The organism is Pseudomonas sp. GW821-FHT01E05, assembly GCF_059422425.1.
In genome coordinates, this window is record NZ_JBWKWW010000004.1 from 484,040 (window position 1) to 504,043 (window position 20,004).

Annotated in this window: 18 protein-coding genes and 1 pseudogene; 15 read left to right on the plus strand and 4 right to left on the minus strand. The window is 61.2% G+C overall.

Features of this window, described 5'->3' with window-relative positions; translation table 11 throughout:
- Positions 1 to 139: 139 nt before the first annotated feature.
- Positions 140 to 1,375 (plus strand): NADH:flavin oxidoreductase/NADH oxidase family protein, encoded by a 1,236-nt coding sequence (locus tag AC07W5_RS11485; protein ID WP_495010182.1) that lies wholly within the window; start codon positions 140 to 142, stop codon positions 1,373 to 1,375.
- Positions 1,376 to 1,391: 16 nt separating this feature from the next.
- Here the strand turns inward: AC07W5_RS11485 and AC07W5_RS11490 are convergent, their stop codons facing one another.
- On the minus strand, positions 1,392 to 2,036 hold the full coding sequence (locus tag AC07W5_RS11490) for a TetR/AcrR family transcriptional regulator (RefSeq protein WP_495023384.1): 645 nt from the start codon (positions 2,034 to 2,036) through the stop codon (positions 1,392 to 1,394).
- Between the two features lie 2 nt (positions 2,037 to 2,038).
- A complete protein-coding gene (gene mhpA / locus AC07W5_RS11495; protein ID WP_495023385.1) occupies positions 2,039 to 3,697 on the minus strand; it encodes a bifunctional 3-(3-hydroxy-phenyl)propionate/3-hydroxycinnamic acid hydroxylase MhpA in 1,659 nt (552 codons plus the stop codon).
- A 338-nt stretch (positions 3,698 to 4,035) separates the two neighbouring features.
- Between mhpA and AC07W5_RS11500 the strand changes: the two genes are divergently transcribed.
- From AC07W5_RS11500 to AC07W5_RS11530, 7 genes are all read left to right on the plus strand, one after another.
- Positions 4,036 to 6,936 carry an AAA family ATPase gene (locus tag AC07W5_RS11500; RefSeq protein WP_495023386.1) on the plus strand — a complete coding sequence of 967 codons (2,901 nt, stop codon included), beginning with the start codon at positions 4,036 to 4,038 and terminating at the stop codon, positions 6,934 to 6,936.
- A gap of 120 nt (positions 6,937 to 7,056) precedes the next feature.
- Positions 7,057 to 7,272 carry a hypothetical protein gene (locus AC07W5_RS11505; protein WP_494995378.1) on the plus strand — a complete coding sequence of 72 codons (216 nt, stop codon included), beginning with the start codon at positions 7,057 to 7,059 and terminating at the stop codon, positions 7,270 to 7,272.
- A 117-nt stretch (positions 7,273 to 7,389) separates the two neighbouring features.
- A complete protein-coding gene (locus tag AC07W5_RS11510) occupies positions 7,390 to 8,895 on the plus strand; it encodes an efflux transporter outer membrane subunit (RefSeq protein ID WP_495023423.1) in 1,506 nt (501 codons plus the stop codon).
- A gap of 30 nt (positions 8,896 to 8,925) precedes the next feature.
- The gene (locus AC07W5_RS11515) at positions 8,926 to 10,038 is read left to right on the plus strand and encodes an efflux RND transporter periplasmic adaptor subunit (RefSeq protein ID WP_495023387.1); all 1,113 of its coding nucleotides are present in this window, start codon (positions 8,926 to 8,928) and stop codon (positions 10,036 to 10,038) included.
- Positions 10,035 to 13,133: an efflux RND transporter permease subunit gene (locus AC07W5_RS11520; RefSeq protein WP_495023388.1), complete on the plus strand. Its 3,099-nt coding sequence runs from the start codon at positions 10,035 to 10,037 to the stop codon at positions 13,131 to 13,133. Before AC07W5_RS11515 ends, AC07W5_RS11520 begins: the two co-directional genes overlap by 4 nt.
- Before the next feature lie 230 nt (positions 13,134 to 13,363).
- The gene (locus tag AC07W5_RS11525; protein WP_494995381.1) at positions 13,364 to 13,651 is read left to right on the plus strand and encodes a hypothetical protein; all 288 of its coding nucleotides are present in this window, start codon (positions 13,364 to 13,366) and stop codon (positions 13,649 to 13,651) included.
- Between the two features lie 96 nt (positions 13,652 to 13,747).
- Positions 13,748 to 14,362 carry a type II toxin-antitoxin system PemK/MazF family toxin gene (locus tag AC07W5_RS11530; protein ID WP_494995382.1) on the plus strand — a complete coding sequence of 205 codons (615 nt, stop codon included), beginning with the start codon at positions 13,748 to 13,750 and terminating at the stop codon, positions 14,360 to 14,362.
- Between the two features lie 361 nt (positions 14,363 to 14,723).
- On the opposite strand, the gene AC07W5_RS11535 is transcribed toward AC07W5_RS11530, so the two are convergent.
- A complete protein-coding gene (locus AC07W5_RS11535) occupies positions 14,724 to 15,611 on the minus strand; it encodes a LysR family transcriptional regulator (protein WP_495023389.1) in 888 nt (295 codons plus the stop codon).
- 112 nt (positions 15,612 to 15,723) lie between these two features.
- Between AC07W5_RS11535 and AC07W5_RS11540 the strand changes: the two genes are divergently transcribed.
- From AC07W5_RS11540 to AC07W5_RS11555, 4 genes and pseudogenes are all read left to right on the plus strand, one after another.
- Positions 15,724 to 16,572: an NAD(P)H-dependent oxidoreductase gene (locus tag AC07W5_RS11540; protein ID WP_495023390.1), complete on the plus strand. Its 849-nt coding sequence runs from the start codon at positions 15,724 to 15,726 to the stop codon at positions 16,570 to 16,572.
- Position 16,573: 1 nt separating this feature from the next.
- Positions 16,574 to 16,861, plus strand: coding sequence for a hypothetical protein (locus AC07W5_RS11545; RefSeq protein ID WP_495023391.1), 288 nt, complete (start codon positions 16,574 to 16,576; stop codon positions 16,859 to 16,861).
- A 99-nt stretch (positions 16,862 to 16,960) separates the two neighbouring features.
- Positions 16,961 to 17,058: pseudogene (locus tag AC07W5_RS11550) on the plus strand (hydrolase); the annotation flags it as partial.
- Positions 17,059 to 17,577: 519 nt separating this feature from the next.
- Positions 17,578 to 17,850 (plus strand): hypothetical protein, encoded by a 273-nt coding sequence (locus AC07W5_RS11555; protein ID WP_495023392.1) that lies wholly within the window; start codon positions 17,578 to 17,580, stop codon positions 17,848 to 17,850.
- A 110-nt stretch (positions 17,851 to 17,960) separates the two neighbouring features.
- On the opposite strand, the gene AC07W5_RS11560 is transcribed toward AC07W5_RS11555, so the two are convergent.
- Positions 17,961 to 18,398 (minus strand): YciI family protein, encoded by a 438-nt coding sequence (locus AC07W5_RS11560; RefSeq protein ID WP_495023393.1) that lies wholly within the window; start codon positions 18,396 to 18,398, stop codon positions 17,961 to 17,963.
- A gap of 23 nt (positions 18,399 to 18,421) precedes the next feature.
- On the opposite strand from AC07W5_RS11560, the gene AC07W5_RS11565 reads away from it, so the two are divergent.
- The 3 genes from AC07W5_RS11565 to AC07W5_RS11575 all read left to right on the plus strand — a co-directional run bounded on the left by AC07W5_RS11565 (position 18,422) and on the right by AC07W5_RS11575 (position 19,791).
- Entirely contained in the window at positions 18,422 to 18,595 is a 174-nt protein-coding gene (locus tag AC07W5_RS11565) for a sulfotransferase family protein (RefSeq protein WP_495023394.1), read from the plus strand.
- A gap of 102 nt (positions 18,596 to 18,697) precedes the next feature.
- A complete protein-coding gene (locus AC07W5_RS11570; protein ID WP_495023395.1) occupies positions 18,698 to 18,934 on the plus strand; it encodes a hypothetical protein in 237 nt (78 codons plus the stop codon).
- A complete protein-coding gene (locus AC07W5_RS11575) occupies positions 18,931 to 19,791 on the plus strand; it encodes an alpha/beta hydrolase family protein (protein WP_495023396.1) in 861 nt (286 codons plus the stop codon). Before AC07W5_RS11570 ends, AC07W5_RS11575 begins: the two co-directional genes overlap by 4 nt.
- Positions 19,792 to 20,004: the final 213 nt, after the last annotated feature.

Here is a 20,004-nt window from a genome sequence, read left to right on the forward strand (position 1 = left end):
TCTCGGTAGGGCCATCAAACCGGCCCATCGATGTAAACCAGGACCTCAATAAACCTGAGGAGCGCCGTGCCTGCGTTGCTCCTCAGGTATTGCCCCTTCGCGGCGGCTGGCCGATTTTTCATTAACTGAAGGACAGAACATGACCGGCTCAAAGCTCTTCGAACCGCTTCGATTGCCTAACGGCACGGTGATTCCAAACCGAATCGCCAAGGCTGCCATGGAGGAGAACCTTGCCAATGAGGATCACGCTCCAGGGGAAGCGCTGGCCAGGCTCTATCGGCGTTGGGCGGACGGTGGAGCCGGTCTGATCATCACTGGCAACGTCATGGTTGATCGCCACGCCTTGACCGGACCGGCTGGCGTGGTGCTTGAGGACGATCGGAACCTGGGCAAATTCACGCTATGGGCCGATGCTTGCCGCAGTCGCGGAGCCCAGGCCTGGATGCAAATCAATCATCCCGGACGGCAGCTATTGGCTTCAATGGGGCAATCGGCACGAGGACCCTCCGCGGTTGCCGTCGACATTCCCGGTCTATCAAAGGCTTTTGTGCCGCCCAGGGCCTTGAATGAGCAGGAGATCGAAGAGCTGATTGAGCGCTATACCCATGCTGCAGTGCTGGCCGAGCGTGCCGGATTCACCGGCGTGGAGATTCATGCAGCGCATGGCTACCTGTTCAGCCAATTCCTTTCGCCCTTGACCAACCGGCGTAGCGACCGCTGGGGTGGCAGCCTGGAAAATCGTGCGCAAATTCTCCTGCAAACCATCGACGCCATACGTCAGCGTGTGGCACCGACCTTTTGCGTCGCGGTGAAGCTCAATTCCGCGGACTTTCAGCGCGGCGGTTTCGATGCCGAGGATGCGGCTCGCGTGGTGGAAATGCTCAACGCCAAAGCGGTCGACCTGGTCGAGTTGTCAGGTGGCAGCTACGAAAGCCCGGCGATGCAGGGACAGACCCGCGATGGCAGCCGCCTGGCTCGAGAAGCGTATTTTCTCGAGATCGCGCAGAGAATAGGAGAAATAGCGCGCATGCCGCTGATGGTCACCGGCGGCGTGCGTAGAAAGGAGGTCGCGGAGCGAGTGGTGAGCGGCTCGGTGTCGATGGTGGGGCTTGCCACTGCATTGGCAATCGAGCCGGCCCTGCCAAGCCAGTGGATGGCAGGTCAGAACACCGAAGTGGAGCCCATCGTCGTGCGTTGGAAGAACAAGGCGCTGGCATCGCTTGCATTGGCATCGGTGGTCAAGAAGCAGCTCGGCTTGTTGAGCCAAGGGAAGCGGACAAAACCCGGGACGTCGCCACTCTTGGCATTGATCGGCAATCAGCTGAAATCTCGTCGCCAGGCGAAGAACTATCGGCAATGGGTCAGCCAGTCCTAGCAGGTCGAGGATGACATCAGGGTAGCGGTTTACCGGCGATTCGCTTGGCTCTGGCAGGTGTTACGCCCAGAGCCTTGAGAATCATCTCGGCGACCCGCAGATCGTGCTCCGGCACCGCACGCCCCTCGACAACCGAGCGCATGGCTCCGGTTGTGCAGGATACGACCATGTCCAGCGCGACCCCTTCGTCCTCGTAAGCGAAAGTGCCCGCGCGCAGACCTTCACGCAGGTCGCCCAGCACATGGTCAGCCAATCGCGAGCGCATGGCCTGATCGGAATGGATGATGCGCAGCAGTGCGTTGGCCCATTGATGGTCGTACGCGGCCCGGCATACGAACATGCGCACGCCAATCGAAAGCCGCTGTGCGCCGCAGTGCACGTCCGAGCTCAGGGCGGAAATGGCATCGGAGAACTCGGCCGCCATGGCGATGCCGACCGCCTCGAGTACTTCATCGCGAGTTCGAAAATAGTTGTAGATCGTGCCGTTGGATACCTCGGCCTCTGCGGCGACCTCGAGCAGTGCGATCTCCCCCACCTCCTTGCGTGCGACAAGACGCAATGCCGCGTCCACCAGGCCGCGACGGGTGCGCTCACGCTTCTTGTGGCCTCGAGTGAGAGGCTCTTGCGCAGTTGCTACTGAAGGAAAAATGGGGGACGGCATCTTCAGGCTCTTAATCGAGGTGGTTCGTTGATGGTAATGGAAACGCTATCGGCAGTGACATCTTCGCTGGCCAAAAGACCTCGGCAGTCTCTGAGGAAACTGGCCGCTTCTGCGCCAGGGGCGTGGTGCATGATGATACGGTCGGGGCGAACCGCGACCAGCGTCCCTTTAGCAGCCAGCGGCAGGATGTCATGGTTCAAGTCTTCGATGAAGTCGCAACTGCCGCCTGAGCGCTGGCCGCATGTTCTGATCTGTAAGAAGTGGCCTCCCATTTTTTCCCAGGAAACGATCTGAGCAGGTGTCAGCACTGACAGCGGGTCAACACCGAATCCAACCAGGGTCAGGTTGTCTCCAAGAGCATCGTCGCTCAGCTTGATCTGCTTTTGCATGTTGCGAACCCAGGCCTGGGGAAACAGGCTGCCACGTACCAGCTTGTCGCCCCGACGGTGCTTCACGAACAGGCCGTGTTTGAAGATGTTCTTCGGCTTGATGTCCAACTGTTCGAAGTACCTCCGGGTAGCGGGGGTCAACGTCAGCATGCGCATCAGGCCGTGGATGAAGAAAGCTGCGATCTTGTTCTTGGGCATCACCAGGCGACCCATGAGTTTGGCTAGATTGATCATCGCCTGAGCATGAGGACGGCGCTCTACGTCATAGGTGTCGAGCACCGCAGGCGCGGCATAGCCGCGAAGGACCCAGGCCAGTTTCCAGGCCAGGTTGGCGCCATCTCGAAGTCCCGCTACGAGACCTTGCCCGACAAAAGGCGGGGTGATGTGCGCTGCGTCGCCGGCGAGGAAAACGCGTCCCTTGCTGAATCTGTTGCAGCAGCGCGCATGGAATCGATACACAGCCTTGCGCTCGATTTCCAGCTCCCGCGGATTGATCCATGGCGCTATCAGCCGGGCGATGCTTTCCGGGCTTTCCAGCTCTTCGCGCGATTCGCCGGGTTGCAGCATGAACTCCCAGCGCTCCCTGCCGCCGGGTGCGGGCATGTGCGGCGTTGGGCGCCGTGGATCGCAGAGAAACTCAATGTGATCAATCGCTGACTTATGCCGGTTCATGACATCGACAATCAGCCAATCCTCCGCATAGGTCTGCCCTTCGAACTCCTGGCCAATCAGTGTTCTGACCCTGGAGCTTGCGCCATCCGCACCGACCAGGTACTGGGCGCGAACGGAGTGCGAGTGACCCTCCTGATCCCGTACGGAGGCGACGACGCAGTCCGACTCCTCGACCAGGCTTTCGAGCTCGAAGCCGCCCAGGCTGGTCACTGACTTCAGCCGGGAAACCTGGCTGCGCATCGCTCGTTCGAGGTCGGGCTGATAGAAGGTCACAAGCTTGGGGTGGCCGTCGATACACCCGGCAGTATTGGCGCGACCGAATTGCCCGAGAACCGGAGAGTGCATCCTCACTTCAGGGATAGCGATCTTCTCGAAAGCGTCCTCCGACAATCCGGCGAGTTGCAGGATACGCAGCGCCTCGTTGTCCAGGGCAATGGCGCGGGGCATTAGTACGACCTCATGGGTCTTGTCCAGTACCAGTGTCTTTACCCCATAGCGGCCGAGCAGCGCTGCGATTGTCGCACCTACCGGACCGTTACCGACGACCAGCACATCGACGGCGGTGGGAGGCAGTTCGGATACTTTCTTGTTGTTGTTCATATCGAGCCCTTGTTGTGATTGAAGTCGTGGGACGCGCAGGTCTCATCGTCAGGCAATGTGAAGATATGTAAAATTGAGACATATTTCAATATTGATGTTTTTGTCATTAATTTTTGGGATCATTACCACACCGGCATGAGGCCACGTGGGCTGTGCTGAGAGTGTCAGGAGGCTTGCGAATCGAGCGGTCCGAAGAGATGAATCCCGGATGCCTGAGGAGTGAAGTCGCGCTTGCGTCAGTTTCCGACCGGTGAGGCTTGGCTTCTGAGCCGAACAGCGTTGTCATTGGAGCCATGCTTCACAGCGCACAACTATGTTTTAGTCTTCAGGAATCCAACGTGGCGCGTCCTCAGCCCCATCCGAACCCAGTCCAGCTCTGCTTCGTCGACTTCGAGCTCGACGAGGCCAACGCCTGCTTGTCACGTAATGGAGAAGCCATGGCGTTGGCGCCAACGCCCTTCACCCTGCTTTGCGCACTTGCACGCCAGCCGGGATCGCTGGTGACCAAGGATGCTTTGCTTGATGAAGTGTGGGGGCACCGGTTTGTCAGCGATTCGGTGCTGAAGACGGCCATCAGCGATCTGCGCAAGGTGCTGGGCGACGACCCCAGGCAGCCCCGCTTCATCGAGACTGTGTCGCGGCGCGGCTATCGCTTCATCGCCGCGCCGTCCCCTGCCCCTTCGATGCCGCCTGCATCCACGACGTTACCCGCGGCTGGCGCGCATCCGTCGCCGCCATTCATCGGTCGCACCGACGAGGTTTCAAAGCTGCAATGGGCGTGGGAGCGGGCTTACGGTGGCCAACGTGCAGTGGTCTGGCTCGCCGGAGAACCGGGGATTGGCAAGACCACGTTGATCGAGTATTTCCTCGCCAGCCTTGGCGGCGGCATCGCCTGCGCACGCGGCCATTGCGTGGAACACTACGGTGCCGGCGAGCCGTACCTGCCGGTGCTGGAGGCGTTGGCCGATCTGTGCCGCAGCGACCCCACCCTGCCGACGCTGTTGCGCGCCGTGGCGCCGACCTGGCTGCTGCAACTGCCGTGGCTGAGCACTATGGAGGAGCGAGATGCATTGCGGCGCGAGCTTGCTGGCATCGGCCCGGACCGCATGCTCCGGGAAATGGGCGAACTGCTGGACCGCTACACAGAGCAGCGCCCGCTGTTGCTGGTGACCGAAGACCTGCACTGGAGCGATCGGGCGACGGTCCAGCTCATCGACTATCTGGCGCGGCGACGTAGCCCCATGCGGCTTATGTGGCTGTCGAGCTTTCGCCTCGCCGAGGTGGTAGCGCTCGATCATCCGCTCAGCTCGTTGCGCCACGAACTGCGCCTGCAACGCCTGTGCGAGGAAGTGGTGCTCGATCCGTTCTCGGAAACCGAGGTCGCTGACTATGTTGCGCTGCATTCCCTCTCGTTGGCGCGAGATGAAACTTTCGTACGTGCCCTGCACGAGCGTACTGACGGTGTGCCGTTGTTCGTATCGTCAGTCATCAGTGAAGTGATGGACCCAACGGACGACGACGCCACCATCGAGGCTCGGCTGGCGGGATTGGCGGTCCCCGAGAACCTCGCGGCCATCATCGATCACTACATCACCAAGCTCGGACAGGAGCAGCGTGCGCTGCTCTCGGCGGCAGCGGTGTGCGGAGTCGAATTCCGGGTCGAGACGGTTTCGCTGGCCCTCGAGCGCGACCTCGCTGCTGTGGCCGACACCTGCGAAGAACTGGTGCGCGAGCAGGTATGGCTCACACGATCGCGGGCCACCGACGTTGAAGAGTCGGTAGAGCCACCCTACTCGTTCCGGCATGCCCTCTTCCGCCAAGTGCTGTACGACCGCACGCCACGCTCATTGCGCACCCATCTCCATCGCCAGGTTGGCACTGCCCTCGAACGTGAGCGCACGACCGGCATGCCGGTCGCTGCCTCGGAGCTGGCAATGCACTTCGACCGGGCTCGGCAGCCGATGGTCGCGCTGCGCTACTACGCCGAGGCCGCAGAAGCCGCGCTGCTGCACTTTAGCCCGACCTTGTGCATCGCCCTCACTGAGCGCGCGTTGGTCCTGCTGACGCAGGCACCAGAAGGGACCGAGCGCGATACGCTCGAAATTACCTTGGCCACGCTGCAGGGCGTGTCGGCTTTTCATACGGTCGGTGTCGGCAACGAAGCCAGGAACGCGTTCGAACGCGCGTACACGCTGTTAGCGGATGTACCCGAACATCCAATGCGCGGTCGCCTGCTGCACGGATTCGGCTATCTGCTTGGTCTGCGCGGTGACTATGCGCTGGCGCTGGAGGTGGCGGAACGCGCCGAAGCCCTCTCGTGCGAGGCGAACGATCCAGCGCTCATGCTCGCAGCGTGCATCGTGCAGGGCGAGGTGCATCACCTCCAGGGTCGCACGCAGACAACCCGTAGCTGGCTAGAGCGCGCCCTCGCGATTGCCGAGCCGCTGGACATCGGGGCGAACGAGATTTTTGCGGCCGATCCTCAGGTCATGCTGCACGGTATGCTGGCCATAGAACTCGTGCGTTCTGGCCTGATTGAGCAAGGCCGAGCCCACATGCAGCGGGCGCGGACCCGCGCGCAGGTGCTTCGCCAACCCATGACCTGGCTGGTCGCCACCTGGCAGGAGGTGTTGATCGAGGTGCGGATGGGCAACCCTGTGCGTGTAGCAGCGCTGGCTGACGACATGCAGAAGCTGGTCGATGAGTATTCGCTCGCACTGGGGCGTACGGCTTGCCGCTGGTGGCGCGGCTGGGCCGATGCGCGCAATGGCGCGCCGCGCGACGGCTACCGACGCATCCGCGAGGCCTACGAAGAACACACCGGGCTCGGCATGCGCTCCGGTGCCAGCGAGGTGCTCGGCTACGCCGCCGAGGCGTTGCTGCTGGCGGGTGATTGCGACGCCGCGCGAGTCGAGCTAGAGCAAGCACTACGGGTGGGGGAAGAACTGGGCGAGCGCGTATACCTGCCGCAACTGTTGCTACTGGAGGCAGCGATTGCGCGGATGCAGGGCCGGTTCGACGCCGGCAACACTGCGGTTCGGCATGCGATTGAGGAGGCTCGTACCCAGGAAGCACCGTGGCTGGAGCTGCTCGCGCTGGTCGAGCTGTGCGAGCACCACAACGCCACGGCTGAGGACCGCCAGGCCTTGGCGGCGCTGGTTGACCAGTTGCCCGAAACTGACGGAACCGAGCTGGTGAAACGTGCACGCTCGCTGCTTCAGGCTGCAAAGCTGGCTTGAAGCGACACGACTTCTGTGCGGGGCAGGCGCAGTCCCGACCGAAGTCTGACCTTTCGCTTACGACTCGACCCAGGGGGCGGCCTACGCTGTCGTCGAACTTTCTTGCCCCCCTGGTCTGCAATGAGCCTGAACCCTGAATCCAAGTACCCGAACCGCCGCTCGTACGTTGTGAAGCTGCGTAGCGATGCCATGCCCGGGGCCCTCGTGGGCCGCCTCGAAAACCTGGTCACCGGGCGTCAGCGCGACTTTTCGTCCGCCGAAGCGTTGCTGGAGTCGATTGACTCGGACCTCGCGTCAGCGGCCGGCGAGCACACGGCAGATGCCGACGGCGAATGACGTCTCCAACATAAATGAGCGCTCGATATGGCGACCGAACGGCGACGCTTCGCTGACGACTTCGCGCACACCGGGCCCTACGCTGATGCCATCTCGAATCTTCACGAGTCCAATGCGATGCCGCGACTTCCAGTTTCCTTTCCACCGCCCCTCCACAACGGCCGGACGACCCTGCAACAAGCCGGGCTCGCCGTTGTGGCCGCCCTTGCCACTTCGATCGCCCTCACCCTGTCCGGTTGCTCCACACCGGTCGTCAAGCCGTCGGTCGACCTGCCGAGCAACTTCGCCGCGAGCACGGCCTCCGAGATGGAACCCGAGGCGGCGTGGTGGGAGGTCTACCACGACCCGGTGCTGACTGATCTGGTGCGCCGAGCAGCGCGCGAGAACCGCGACGTGAAGATTGCCGCCGAGCGTCTGCGCGCTGCGCGTGCCGGCGAAACGGTCAGCCGTTCCTGGTTGCTCCCGAGCGTCGGCGCATCCGCCTCCGGCAGCGATCGCAGCAGCGGCTACAACTCGGCCACGAAACAGGGTTATCCAGATACCAAGACCACCAGTGTGGGCCTGGACGTCTCGTGGGAGCTCGACCTGAGCGGCCGCCTGCGCGCCGGCGCAGCGGCGGCCGACGCCGATGCGCTGGCCGCAGAGGACAGCATGCGCGGTGTACGCCTGCTGGTAATGAGCGACGTCGTCAGCAACTACTTCTCACTGGTCGGCGCGCAGCGCCAGGTCGCAACGCTGCGCGCCATCTCGGCGATGCAGGACGAAACGCTGCGTCTGATCACCGCGCGTCAGCAGGCGGGGCTGGCATCCGCCTTCGACGTCGAGCGCGCACAGACCGACGCCTTGTCGGCGCGGGCGCAGATTCCGCCGCTGGAAACGCTGGCAGCCGTGTCGCGCCATCGTATTGCGGTGCTGATCGCCGACCAGTCCTTCAATACCGCGAACATCCAGCCCTCGAGTAGCGATGTGGCAGTGGTGCCCGAGGCCAAGCCGGGGCAGCCCGCCGCGCTGCTGCAACGCCGACCTGACGTGCTGGCACTGATGGCGCAGCTCGACGCAGCCAATGCGCGCCGCCAGCAGGCCGCCGCCGAGTGGTTCCCGCAACTGTTCCTCGGCGCGTCCTTCGGCCGCCAGGGCCTGAACGTGAACGGCGCCGATCTTGGCGTTGCACGCTTCACCAACGTGGCGGGCCTGCTGGCGATGCCGATCTTCAACGCCGGGCGCACACAAGCGATCAACGAGGCTGCCGAAAGTGCTCAACACGAGGCATTGCTGCGCGCCGAAGACGGCATCGTACGGGCGCTGGAGGATGTGGAGAACGCCCTCGTCACGCTGTCGCAGGAACGCCGCCGCGCCGGGTCGCTGCAATTGGCCGCCGCATCCGCGGAGTCTGCGCAGAACCGCGCCCAGTCGCTCTATAACCGCGGGCAGATCGACCTGTTGCCGCTGCTGGATTCGCAGCGGGCGCGCCTGGCGGCACGCCTGAACGCCAACGACAGCAACACCCGCCTGCTGCTCGATAGCGTGCAGCTCTACAAGGCACTGGGCGGGGGCTGGCAGGTGTTCGAACAACCCGCCACCCCCACCGCAGCCACCGCAGCCGACCGGCCCCCACTTTCCTAAGAATCTGTCGTTTTTCAAAGAGGAACCGCCTTGAAAACCTCCCTTACTGCGGCCGGCGCCCTGGCCGTCGCCGTCATGCTGTCCGCGTGTAGCCCGGACCAGCCCACCGTGCAGGCACCACGGCCAGTACGCACCGTTGAAATCAACTATGACAATGCCCGCGACATCAGTCGCTACGTGGGCACCGTACAGTCGCGGCATGAAGTCGACCAGGCCTTCCGCGTGGGCGGCAAGGTCGCCCAGCGCAAGGTCGATGTAGGCCAGTTTGTGCACGAAGGCGACATACTGGCTGTGCTGGATGACAGCGATTACCGCCTCGCTGAGCAAGCGTCGCAGCAACAGTGGGCGGTTGCCGTCGAGCAGACGCATCAGGCCGACTCGGACCGCCGGCGCCTGACCGCGCTGAAGGTTGACGGCTCGGTCAGTGCGGCCGACGACGAGCGTGCCCATACCAATGCCCAGACCGCGCATGCGACCGCCGAGGCCGAGGCGCGAAAGCTTGAGCTCGCGCGCAACCGGCTCAAATACACCGTGCTGCGCGCCTCTCGAAGCGGCGTCGTCACGGCTGTGCGCTTTGAGGCGGGGCAAATCGTGGCGGAGGGCCAACCGGTTGTCTCGATTGCGAATCCGGATGAATCCGAGATCGTCGTCGATGTGCCCGAGGATCAGCTGTCGGTTTTCAAGGAGGCGCGTTTCAAGGCCTCGCTGGCCAGCGCGCCAAACGAGACCTTCGATGTCACGCTGCGCGAGTTGTCGCCACAGGCTGCGGCGCAGACGCGCACCTATCGCGCGCGGCTTAAGCCGGTGCAGGCGCTGCCGCTGGGCGCCACTGCCACGGTAACGGCCGAGCGCATGATGACAAGTATCTCCGTGGCGGCGGTGCCGGCCACGGCACTGACGCAAAGTGGCGGCCAGCCGGCGCTGTGGGTGGTCACTCCCGCGGGCAAGGATCCGGTAGGCACCGTCGAACTGGAGCGCGTGGCCGTTTGGGGCTACCGCAACGACGAGGTGCTCGTCTCCGGGCCGCAGGCCGGCGTATTGGTCGTCACTGCCGGGGTCCAGAAGATGACGTCCGGACTGAAGGTCGCGTTGCCCGGCGCGGCGATTGTTGACGCGAACACCACGCAGCAGGCCGCCCGATGAACAACTTCAACCTCACCGACTGGGCGCTGCGTCATCGCGCCATCGTCCTGTTCATGCTCCTCATTGTCGCAGTGGCCGGCGCCTTCAGCTTCACCAGGCTCGGTCAGCTCGAGGATCCGAACTTTTCCGTGCCCTCCATGACCGCGATCGTCATCTGGCCGGGCGCAACTGCCCAGCAGATGCAAGACCAGGTCCTCAATCGCATGGAGAAGAAATTCGAGCAGATCGACAACTTCGAGAAGGTGGTCACCTACGCGCGACAAGGCTACGCTGGCATGACGCTTACCGTGCGCGGCGGCACCTCCAAGGCCGACCAGCGCGAGGCCTGGTACCAGGCGCGCAAGAAACTCAACGACCTGAACCGTGAGCTGCCTGACGGCGTGATCGGCCCAATCGTAAACGACGAGTATGGCGACGTGTATGGCCTGATGTACGCGGTCAAGGGTGACGGCGTCGGCCACGCCGACCTGTCGGACGCGGCCGAGGACATCAAGCGCCGCATGCTGAAGGTACCGATGGTCAAGAAGATCGATGTCATCGGCAAGCAGGCCAAGCGTGTCTACGTCGAGTTCTCGCACGAACGCCTGGCAGCGCTGGGCATTACACCGTTGGCCATCGCCGAAAGCCTCAAGAGCCAGAACGCCCTGTTGCCCGCAGGCCAGATCGACACCAACGGCGACCGCGTCATGGTGCGCGTGAGCGGCCAGTTCGCCAGCGAAGAGGCTATCCGCAACGTGCCCATCGCCGCGGGCGGCCGGCTGATCAAGCTCGGCGACATCGCGACCGTCTCGCGTGGCTTTGAGGACCCGCCAACCTACACGGTCCGCCACAATGGCCAGCCGGTGCTGATGCTTGGCATCACGATGACCAACGACGGCAATATCGTAGACCTCGGCAAAGCGATGGAGACAGCGGTCGACAAGATCCAGTCCGAGCTGCCGCACGGCGTGGAACTGGAGCGCGTGGCCGACCAGCCCTCCACTGTGAAGGACGCGATCTGGGACTTCGAGCGGTCGCTGATGGAGGCGCTGATCATCGTGATCGCGGTGAGCCTGGCCAGTCTGGGATGGCGCACAGGCCTTGTGGTCGCGACCTCGGTGCCGCTGGTGTTGGGTGGCGTGGCGTTGGTGATGCTGGCAATGGGCTGGAACCTTGAGCGCATCTCGCTCGGCTCACTGATCATTGCTCTTGGCCTGCTGGTCGATGACGCGATCATCGCTATCGAAATGATGGTGGTGAAGATGGAGGCCGGCATGGACCGCGTGAAGGCGGCCGCGTTCTCCTACCAGTCCACCGCCATGCCGCGCCTGACCGGTGCACTAATCACCGTCGTGGGCTTCTTGCCCATCGGCCTCTCGAAGTCCACCACCGGCGAGTACGCGGGTGGCATTTTCTGGATCGTCGGCGCCGCGGTGCTGTTCTCGTGGATCTGCTCGGGTATCTTCACGCCGTACCTGGCGGTCAAGATGCTGCCCAATGACTTCGGCAAGCACCAGCATGCCGGCGATCCGTATGACTCGAAGTTCTACCGCAAGCTGCGCGGTCTGATCGACACCGCCATTGAGCGTCGCTGGGTGGTCATCGGCGCAACGTTTGGCGCCCTGGCGCTTGCTCTGGCCGGCATGAAGTTGGTGCCGCAGCAGTTCTTCCCCAACAGTTCGCGCCCTGAGCTGGTCGTCGACCTGCGCATGAAAGAAGGTTCGTCCTTCGCGGCGACCACCGAGCAGGTGAAGCGGATGGAGGCGCAGCTGTCGAAGGACGAGGAAGTCAAGTACTTCACCGCCTACACCGGCGCCGGCGCACCGCGCTTCTATCTCTCGCTCAACCCCGAGTTGCCGAATCCTGGATTTGCCCAGTTCGTTGTGATGACCAAGGATCTGGATGCCCGCGAGCGGGTGCGTGCGCGGTTGATGGCCGCGGCCGACCAGCAGTTCCCGCAGGCGTGGGTGCGTGTAACCCGGCTTGAGCTGGGGCCGCCCGTCGGTTACCCGGTGCAGTTCCGCGTCGTCGGCCCCGATACCCAGGTGGTGCGCCAGATCGCCCGCGATGTGGAGAAGGTGGTCGGGGCCAGTCCGAAGGTGCGCGACCTCCAACTCGACTGGAACGACCCGGTGCGAATGCTGAAAGTGGAACTTGATCAGGACAAGGCGAGCGCGCTTGGCCTCACGCCGGCTGACGTGTCACTGGCGACCCAGACCGTGATGAACGGCGCAACCCTGTCGCAGCTGCGTGAGCACGAGGACCTGATCGACATCGTGGCCCGTGCCGTGCCTGAAGAGCGCTTGAGCCTCGACACACTGAAAGACATCAACCTCTACACGCGCCAGGGCACGGTGGTGCCACTGTCGCAAGTCGCACAGCTGCGCTCCGAGCTGGAAGAGCCGGTGCTGTGGCGCCGCAACCGCGACATGGCGATCACGGTGCGTGCCGACGTGAAGGATGGCGAGCAAGGTGTATCGGTGACGCAGGAGATCCAGCCGTTGCTTAAGGACATCGAAGCCAAGCTGCCGACGGGCTATCGCATAGACGTGGGTGGAGCGGTGGAGGAAAGTGACAAGGCCAACAAGGCGCTGCTCGCCGTGGCCCCGCTGATGCTGATCACCATCCTGTTGCTGCTGATGCTGCAACTGCAGAACTTTTCCCGCATGTGGATGGTGATGCTGACTGCACCGCTCGGCCTGATCGGTGTGGTGCCGGCGCTGCTGGTGTTCCAGTCGCCGCTGGGCTTCGTCGCGATCCTCGGCATCATCGCACTGGGTGGCATGATCATGCGCAACTCGGTGATCCTGATCGACCAGGTGCAAACCGAGATCGCCGAAGGGCGCGACCCGTGGAATGCCGTGCTGGATGCCGCCATTCACCGGGCCCGTCCGGTGATGCTGACGGCGCTGGCCACCGTGCTTGCAATGATCCCGCTAACGCGCAGTGTGTTCTGGGGACCGATGGCAATTGCGATCATGGGCGGCCTTACCGTGGCGACGCTACTGACGATCTTCTTCGTCCCGGCGTTGTACGCCGCATGGTTCAAGGTGGGTCGCCAGACGGCCGCTGACACCCAACAGGTACGGGGGGACGCCGCGCTCGCTGCTGAGTGATGAGTGCCGTAGCACGTGTGCAATTTCGCACGGTATTCCAACTAAAAAATCAAACCCGATATTAATGTTATAAATCAATAGGCTACCGAGCAGATTCAAATTACCCCGGCCCACCAAACAAGCTATACAAATCAGGCACTTAGCGTTTATCGCAAGTGCCTTTTTTGTGCCTGAATGGGTGGTTTTGGCTCGGTGATGCCGGCTTAATGACAGCATTTATGGAGTAGAGGATGCAGATAACTCGACGCGCGCTCACGCTCAGGACGGTCAGAAGAGACTTCTTGCAGGGCGATCTGACCAATAGGCTCGATGCGTACAAAGGCGGAGTGTCGGCGAGGTTTTCCGCAAAGATCGAAGCAGGGACAGATTGTGAGTTCGTGGTAAGCATCAGCACCGAAGAGCTTTTTGCCATGATTGATAAAAAGCTCTCGACTAGCATTGAGTCTCAAGAAGGGTTGGCTATCGGCAGGTCTTCAATCGAAGCACTCAAAGTGCTGCTTTGTGGAGCGGACCTGTAAGTGTACGGTTATCCGTATAGGATGAATGCCGCGACACGTTTTCAGAATAAATAAAACGTGTCGCGACACGACGCAACCCATTGATTTTGTTAGACCTTGAATCTCTCTAGACCGCCCTATGCCGCCCTATACGGTACAAGCTGGCTTGAATTTGGTATCGCCAATAGCCATAATCGGCTTGTCACCAGCGAAAGCTGGCAGGAGTCTGGATCCTTTTCGGGGTTGATCCAGCGGCGCAGAAGGGGCGATGCAAGCTCAGCTGCGTGTCGATTGAAGCCGCCTTCGGGCGGCTTTGCTTTATATGGGGATCAAGGATTGCCTCTCTACTACCACCCCAAGCAAGGCGATGTTCTTCTGTGCGACTTCACACGGGGCTTTGTTGCTCCTGAAATGCTGAAGATACGCAAGGTCGTGGTGATATCCCCTACTGCCACACATAATCGCAAGCTCTGCACTGTCGTCCCTATCTCCTCCACCACGCCGGAGATTCAGCAGGACTGGCACCATCTATTGCGTACCAATCCCCTTCCTACCGATGGCTACAAGGAGCTGTGGGTGAAGTGTGACATGATCTACACGGTCAGCTTTGAGCGCCTCGACAAGTTACACAGAAAAACTCGAAGCAGTGGTCGTGAATACTTTGTCCCCCGCCTAAGCGCCGAGGATATGCAGGGTGTGATTGCCTGCGTGAAGGCATACCTACCGCTTTAATATGCCGCTCCCCCCCTATCGATTCAACTCCCTCACATACGCCTGGCACGCCGCCAGCGCAATCAATCTCCAGTGCCGTCGTCAGTGATGCCGATCATCGATTATGCGCGGTTCCACCTCGCGCCACTCAACAACACTGCTAGCCTCCTTGCGCAGTACCAACCCACACAAGGAAAAACAAAATGCCCGTTTTTTGGGTTGAAAGATATTTTAGGTAATTAGGGGGCAGGCCACGATCCTTGGCCTGAGGGATCACGCAGATGCGAAATAAATCGTGGTCTCCGATTTCCTTTGATAGCCACCTCGGCGTCCGGCTTTTCTGACAGCGACCAACCCACTAACGGGCCCGACCCCGCGTGGATTACAACTTGCCTGCCAACTCCATGATGACTTCGCGTACCCAGCGTTGGCCGCTATGGCCATGGTTGCGCTCGTGCCACAGCATGCTCACGGTGAAGCCCGGCACGGGGAAAGGGCATTCAACCACCGTGAGCGCCTCGCTACGATCTTGCACCAGCCGTTCCGGCACCAGGGCAATAAAGTCAGAGTTGGCGACGATTTCAGGTACGAGCAGGAACGATGCCGCGGAAAGCGCAACGTTACGTTTGTAGCCTAGCGCTGCGAGCCCGTCGTCCACTGGGGTTGTGAAGTCGCCACCGCGCAGCGAGACGACAATATGGTCCAGCCGCGCGAACTGTTCCACAGAAAGCCCTAGTCGCAGTCCCGGATGCCGATGCCTGCCGATAAGCACGTAGCGCTCGTCGTACAGATGCCGGCTGCGCAGACTGACTGGGCCATGCTCGGGCGTCATCAACGCCAGGTCCACTTCGCCACTGGCCATCTGCGCTTCCAACTCTGGCGGATCAAGATGGCGCAAGGCAATCCGCACACCGGGTGCCTGCTTTCGTAGCGCAACCGCCAACGGCTGGACCACTGTCTTCTGCAGGTAATCGGTGCAGGCGATAGCGACAGTGAGTCGAGCCTTTATCGGGTCGAAGTGGCGGTGCCCGGCCACCGTGGCGCGCACCTGATCCAGCGCGAGGCGAAGCGGATCAAGCAGCTCAATGGCCTTGGCAGTGGGCGTCATGCCGCGCTGCACCGGTATCAGCAAAGGGTCATCGAACAGTTCGCGCAAGCGGTTCAACTGTGCGCTCACTGCCGGCTGGCTGAGGTGCAGGCGCTCAGCCGCGCGAGTCACGTTCTGTTCCACCAGAAGGGTTTCCAGAGTGACCAGCAGGTTAAGGTCCAAACGTCTTTTGGTATCCATTGAATGGATGGTAGCGGAAAATTATTTTGATTTCACGGATACCTTAGGCCAATACAGACTGCCACCTGTCTCATTACCCTGTGAAAACCAAGCCATGCACTCAACCAGCAGAAAAAAAGTTCTTATCGTCCATTCTCACCCCGAGCAGACTTCCGTGACCTGTCATCTTGTCGATATCTCCATCGAAGTACTGAAGGCCCAGGGCCACGAGGTAATGCATTCTGACCTGTACACCATGGGATGGAAGGCAGTGTTCGACGGCGAGGATTTTCCCAAACGTGCCAATCAGGAACGTCTGTCTTTCATCGAGGAATCGGGGCACGCCTTTTCCAACGGTTGCCAGACTCCCGACGTCGAAGAAGAGCAACGAAAGATCCTGGCGGCGGATGCGGTGATCCTGCTGTTCCCACTGTGGTGGTTCAGCATGCCGGCGATCATGAAGGGGTGGGTGGACCGAGTGTGGGCCTATGGTTTGGCCTACGGCTACCAAGGGGCCGGTAACGCCTATCGCTACGGCGAAGGCGGCTTTGAAGGAAAGCGCGCGCTGCTGGCGGTCTCTGTCGGCGGGCCGGCAGACGACTACTCTCCCCGTGGAATCAACGGGTCGTTGGAGCAATTGCTCTTTCCCATCACGCACGGTGCGCTGTTCTTTCCTGGCATGCAGGTGCTGCCCACCTTCGCGGTGTATGGAACGGGTAGAATCGACGCCCAAGCTATGGCCGAAGCGGCTGCAGCCTGGCGCGGCCGAGTGGAGCGTCTGTTCGACGACGCGCCGATTGCTTTCCGCCCACAGAACGGCGGTGACTATCCAGACCGCCACGTGTTGGCCGACCACATTGCACCGACTCAGACAGGATTGACGGCTCATATCGCCGATGCCCCTCAACCCGCTGCGGCCGAGGAATACAGCGCCCCTGTCCCTGCCACCATTCTGGAGCGCTGAGATGAAGACGATCGTGATCCTCACGCGCAAAGCGAACGCGTCTAGTGAAACGCTGGCGAGCCTTGCCGCGCCGGAGATGCAGGCCGTCTGGCAAGGCTTTGCGACCGGCTGCGTGCGCGCCGCACATGGGTTGCTGGAAGGCGCAGGCGCATTACTGGAACTGGAAACTGCCACTCCAGAAGAAGCGATGCATTTTGTAGAAGCCCTGCCATATGTGGCGCAAAAGCTGCTCGACGTGCAGTACTACGCCCTCAAGCCCTTTCCTGGCTTCGCAGCGCTGGCGGGGTGACTGCGTAAGCCCCACAACTTTCGGAGCCTACTGTGTTCTCGCACACTTTCATCGGCGTCAATAACTTCGAACGAGCACTTTCGTTCTACACGGCATTGAGTGGCGGCTGGGTTTGCGCTGTTTGATGCAGGGTTGCAGCCGACGTTGATTACGGATTTGACGGTGGTTCGTCGCTGGATCGGACACAAAAAATCTGACAGTCCCGATTAGTCGCAATCTGTGAGCTTCAGACGTTTCCTGCAACCTATAACGCCTTGGGTGAACTTGCGCAGGATGACCCACGAAGATAATCTTCGCAGGTCGCTGCAAAATCAGCGACCGGATGTGGAAGTCCGTTCTGTAGCTAAAGGCGTTCAAGCGCCCATAAACACATGCTGGCGTTTTTTTATGCCTGCATCATTGTGTTATGGCAGCTGTGCGCGGGGCACTTTCGAGTGCGCCGGGTTCCTTTAGCCCCGGTCTTCCACACCTGCGTACAGCTGCCACCCTCATGTGGAAGTGAGATTGGCAGTTCATTGAATTGCTAAAGGAGCTTCACTATGAAAAAAATCACCCCCGACCCTCCCGAAATCCCAATCCTTTCCACCTCCGACGCCCCCGATTCCAGCAAACTCCACGAAGCCGCCGAGCGACCCGCCCGATGCGCAGGTGTCCGGGGTCAAGCCAACCTCCCGCCACTGAGTGGTAGCGCTGTTTTATCGAATGGAGTTTTGCCCATGGCTCGATACATGGCCATCACCGGCCTGGACTGCACCATCCCTTCCCTGATGATCGACACCGAAGCGCCCCTCGACGTACTGCACGAAACCGCGGCCTACCGTATCCGCACCGTGACCCAACTGCTGGAAAACCTCGCCCTGCGCGAGGAGACTCACAGCGACGCCGCGCTGCTGCACGACTTCGCGCGGGTGCTGGCTATCCCGCTGCGCGACGGCTGCGATTTAATGGACGTCATCGGGCGACGCTTGCAGGCGCAGATTGCGTCATAAAAAACGGGCGACCTCAGCGTCGCCCTTTTTTGGGGTTGAAGGAAATTTTAGGTAATCAGGAGCAGACCACGACCCCTGGCCTGAGCGATCACGCAGATGCGGAATCTGTATTAGCACTTCTTCGCTTGCTCTTTCGCCTGTGCCCACACACGCTCTTCCTGCTCGCGCAGTTGCGGTGTGAGCTCGGCGCCGAAATCCTCCGCCTCAAACACCTGGCGAATCTCGATCTCGGCGTCCGTACCCGGCATCGGGTTGGGGCAGCGTTTGACCCAGTCGATGGCTTCCTGCTTCGACTTCACCTGCCACAGCCAGTAGCCGGCGACCAGTTCCCTGGTTTCGGCAAACGGGCCGTCGATGACCGTGCGCGTCTCGCCCGAGAAGCGCACGCGGGTGCCTTTGCTGCTGGGGTGCAGGCCTTCGCCGCCGATAAGGATGCCGGCCTTGACCAGCTCTTCGTTGTAGTTGCCCATCGCGGTCAACAATTCTTTGGTGGGCATCACGCCGGCTTCGGAATCCTGGCTGGCTTTCACAATAATCATGAATCGCATCGTCTTATCTCCGCTGGATTTGTGTGACTCACTTCCTGGCCGACGGTCGGGATCGCCTGGTCGACAAGATGCCGGGCAATTTTGTCTATGCCGGCCTGATTCCGTTGATCTTGCCCGGTGCATGCATCATTCACTACCGCCGCAATCCGGTCGATACCTGCCTATCCTGTTACAACAAGCAATTCGGCGGTGAGTAACTGTTCAGCTACGACCACGCCGAATTGGGGCAGTTCTATCGCGACTACCAGAGCTTGAGGGTTCACTTGCGCCAGATGCTACCCGTCGAATCCTTTATTTAAGTGGACTACGAAGCGGTGGTCGACGATCTGGAAGGACAGGCGAAGCGCTTGATCGACTTCATTGACCTGCCTTGGAATGAGGCCTGCATGGACTTCCACAAGACCCAACGCGTGGTGCGCACCGCGAGCGTCAATCAAGTGCGGCAGCCCCTCTACAAAACCTCGAAAGGTCGCTGGCGCGCGCATGCCAAACAGCTCGGACCGCTGTTGGCGGCGCTGGGACTTGCCGAAGCATGAACGACTCAAGCGCAGCGCTGGCACAGCGCCTGCTAACGGTGTTCGCCTGCGTGTGTGCGCTGCTCGGAATCCTCACAGGTTGCGCCGATCCGAACCGGCACGCCGAAACCCTGGCGCACACCGGTAACTTGCAGCGTGACCAGGTCGATACCGACAGCTTTGTGCTGACCAGCTTTTACCGGATAACCCGTCCAGACCTGCCGCTGACCCTCTACATCGAGGGCGACGGCATGGCCTGGCGCTCGCGTACCGTGCCGTCTGAAAATCCGACACCGCATCAGGCCGAGGGCCTGGCGTTGGCGGTGGCAGACCCGGCACCCAACGTCGTGTACCTGGCACGCCCCTGTCAATTCACGCCGCTGGCGGTCAACCCACGCTGTGAAAAAGCCTACTGGACCCACAGGCGTTTTTCAGAGGAGGTGGTCGCCGCAATGGACCAGGCAGTCACGCACTACGCCGCACGAGTACCCGGTCAGCGCATCCATTTGGTCGGCTATTCGGGCGGTGGTGCACTGGTGGTGTTGATCGCCGCCAGACGTCACGATATCGCCTCGCTGCGCACCGTGTCCGGCAACCTCGACCCTGTCGAAGTCAACCGCCTGCATCAGGTGTCGGCGATGCCTGAGTCGCTCAATGCCATCGATGTTGCACGCCAGGTCGCGTCGATTCCGCAGCTTCATTTCAGTGGTGCCGATGACAGCGTCGTGCCACCGGTGATCGCGCAACGGTTTGTCAGCGCCACTGCCAGTGGATGCGCGCACAGCCATATCGTGCCGGGCATGGGCCATGAAAGCGACTGGGCTCGCCGCTGGCCAGAACTACTCAGCCACCCTCCCCTCTGCTCCACGGCTCCCTGAAAAAGTCAGTCGACAATCCTTGAGTGAACGGCATTGCGTACTCGGCGAAATCGGCGGCCTTGATTTGAGAGAAGCAGACTGTTCCCCACAATACCTTCTAAGTACCAAACCATACTTACTCAATATTAGACGACCGAAAACACAGGAGAGGAAACTACCTTCAATTACAACAATACCTAGAGGATATACATATGATCCGCACATGCGAAAGCG

Bases quoted from the DNA above. Each gene is read 5' to 3' on its own strand.
- AC07W5_RS11520 (WP_495023388.1), top strand. From the start codon at position 10,035: ATGAACAACTTCAACCTCACCGACTGGGCGCTGCGTCATCGCGCCATC.
- AC07W5_RS11575 (WP_495023396.1), top strand. From the start codon at position 18,931: ATGAACGACTCAAGCGCAGCGCTGGCACAGCGCCTGCTAACGGTGTTC.
- AC07W5_RS11560 (WP_495023393.1), bottom strand. From the start codon at position 18,398: ATGCGATTCATGATTATTGTGAAAGCCAGCCAGGATTCCGAAGCCGGC.
- AC07W5_RS11525 (WP_494995381.1), top strand. From the start codon at position 13,364: ATGCAGATAACTCGACGCGCGCTCACGCTCAGGACGGTCAGAAGAGAC.
- mhpA (WP_495023385.1), bottom strand. From the start codon at position 3,697: ATGAACAACAACAAGAAAGTATCCGAACTGCCTCCCACCGCCGTCGAT.
- AC07W5_RS11510 (WP_495023423.1), top strand. From the start codon at position 7,390: ATGCCGCGACTTCCAGTTTCCTTTCCACCGCCCCTCCACAACGGCCGG.
- AC07W5_RS11505 (WP_494995378.1), top strand. From the start codon at position 7,057: ATGAGCCTGAACCCTGAATCCAAGTACCCGAACCGCCGCTCGTACGTT.
- AC07W5_RS11555 (WP_495023392.1), top strand. From the start codon at position 17,578: ATGGCTCGATACATGGCCATCACCGGCCTGGACTGCACCATCCCTTCC.
- AC07W5_RS11540 (WP_495023390.1), top strand. From the start codon at position 15,724: ATGCACTCAACCAGCAGAAAAAAAGTTCTTATCGTCCATTCTCACCCC.
- AC07W5_RS11545 (WP_495023391.1), top strand. From the start codon at position 16,574: ATGAAGACGATCGTGATCCTCACGCGCAAAGCGAACGCGTCTAGTGAA.
- AC07W5_RS11485 (WP_495010182.1), top strand. From the start codon at position 140: ATGACCGGCTCAAAGCTCTTCGAACCGCTTCGATTGCCTAACGGCACG.
- AC07W5_RS11490 (WP_495023384.1), bottom strand. From the start codon at position 2,036: ATGCCGTCCCCCATTTTTCCTTCAGTAGCAACTGCGCAAGAGCCTCTC.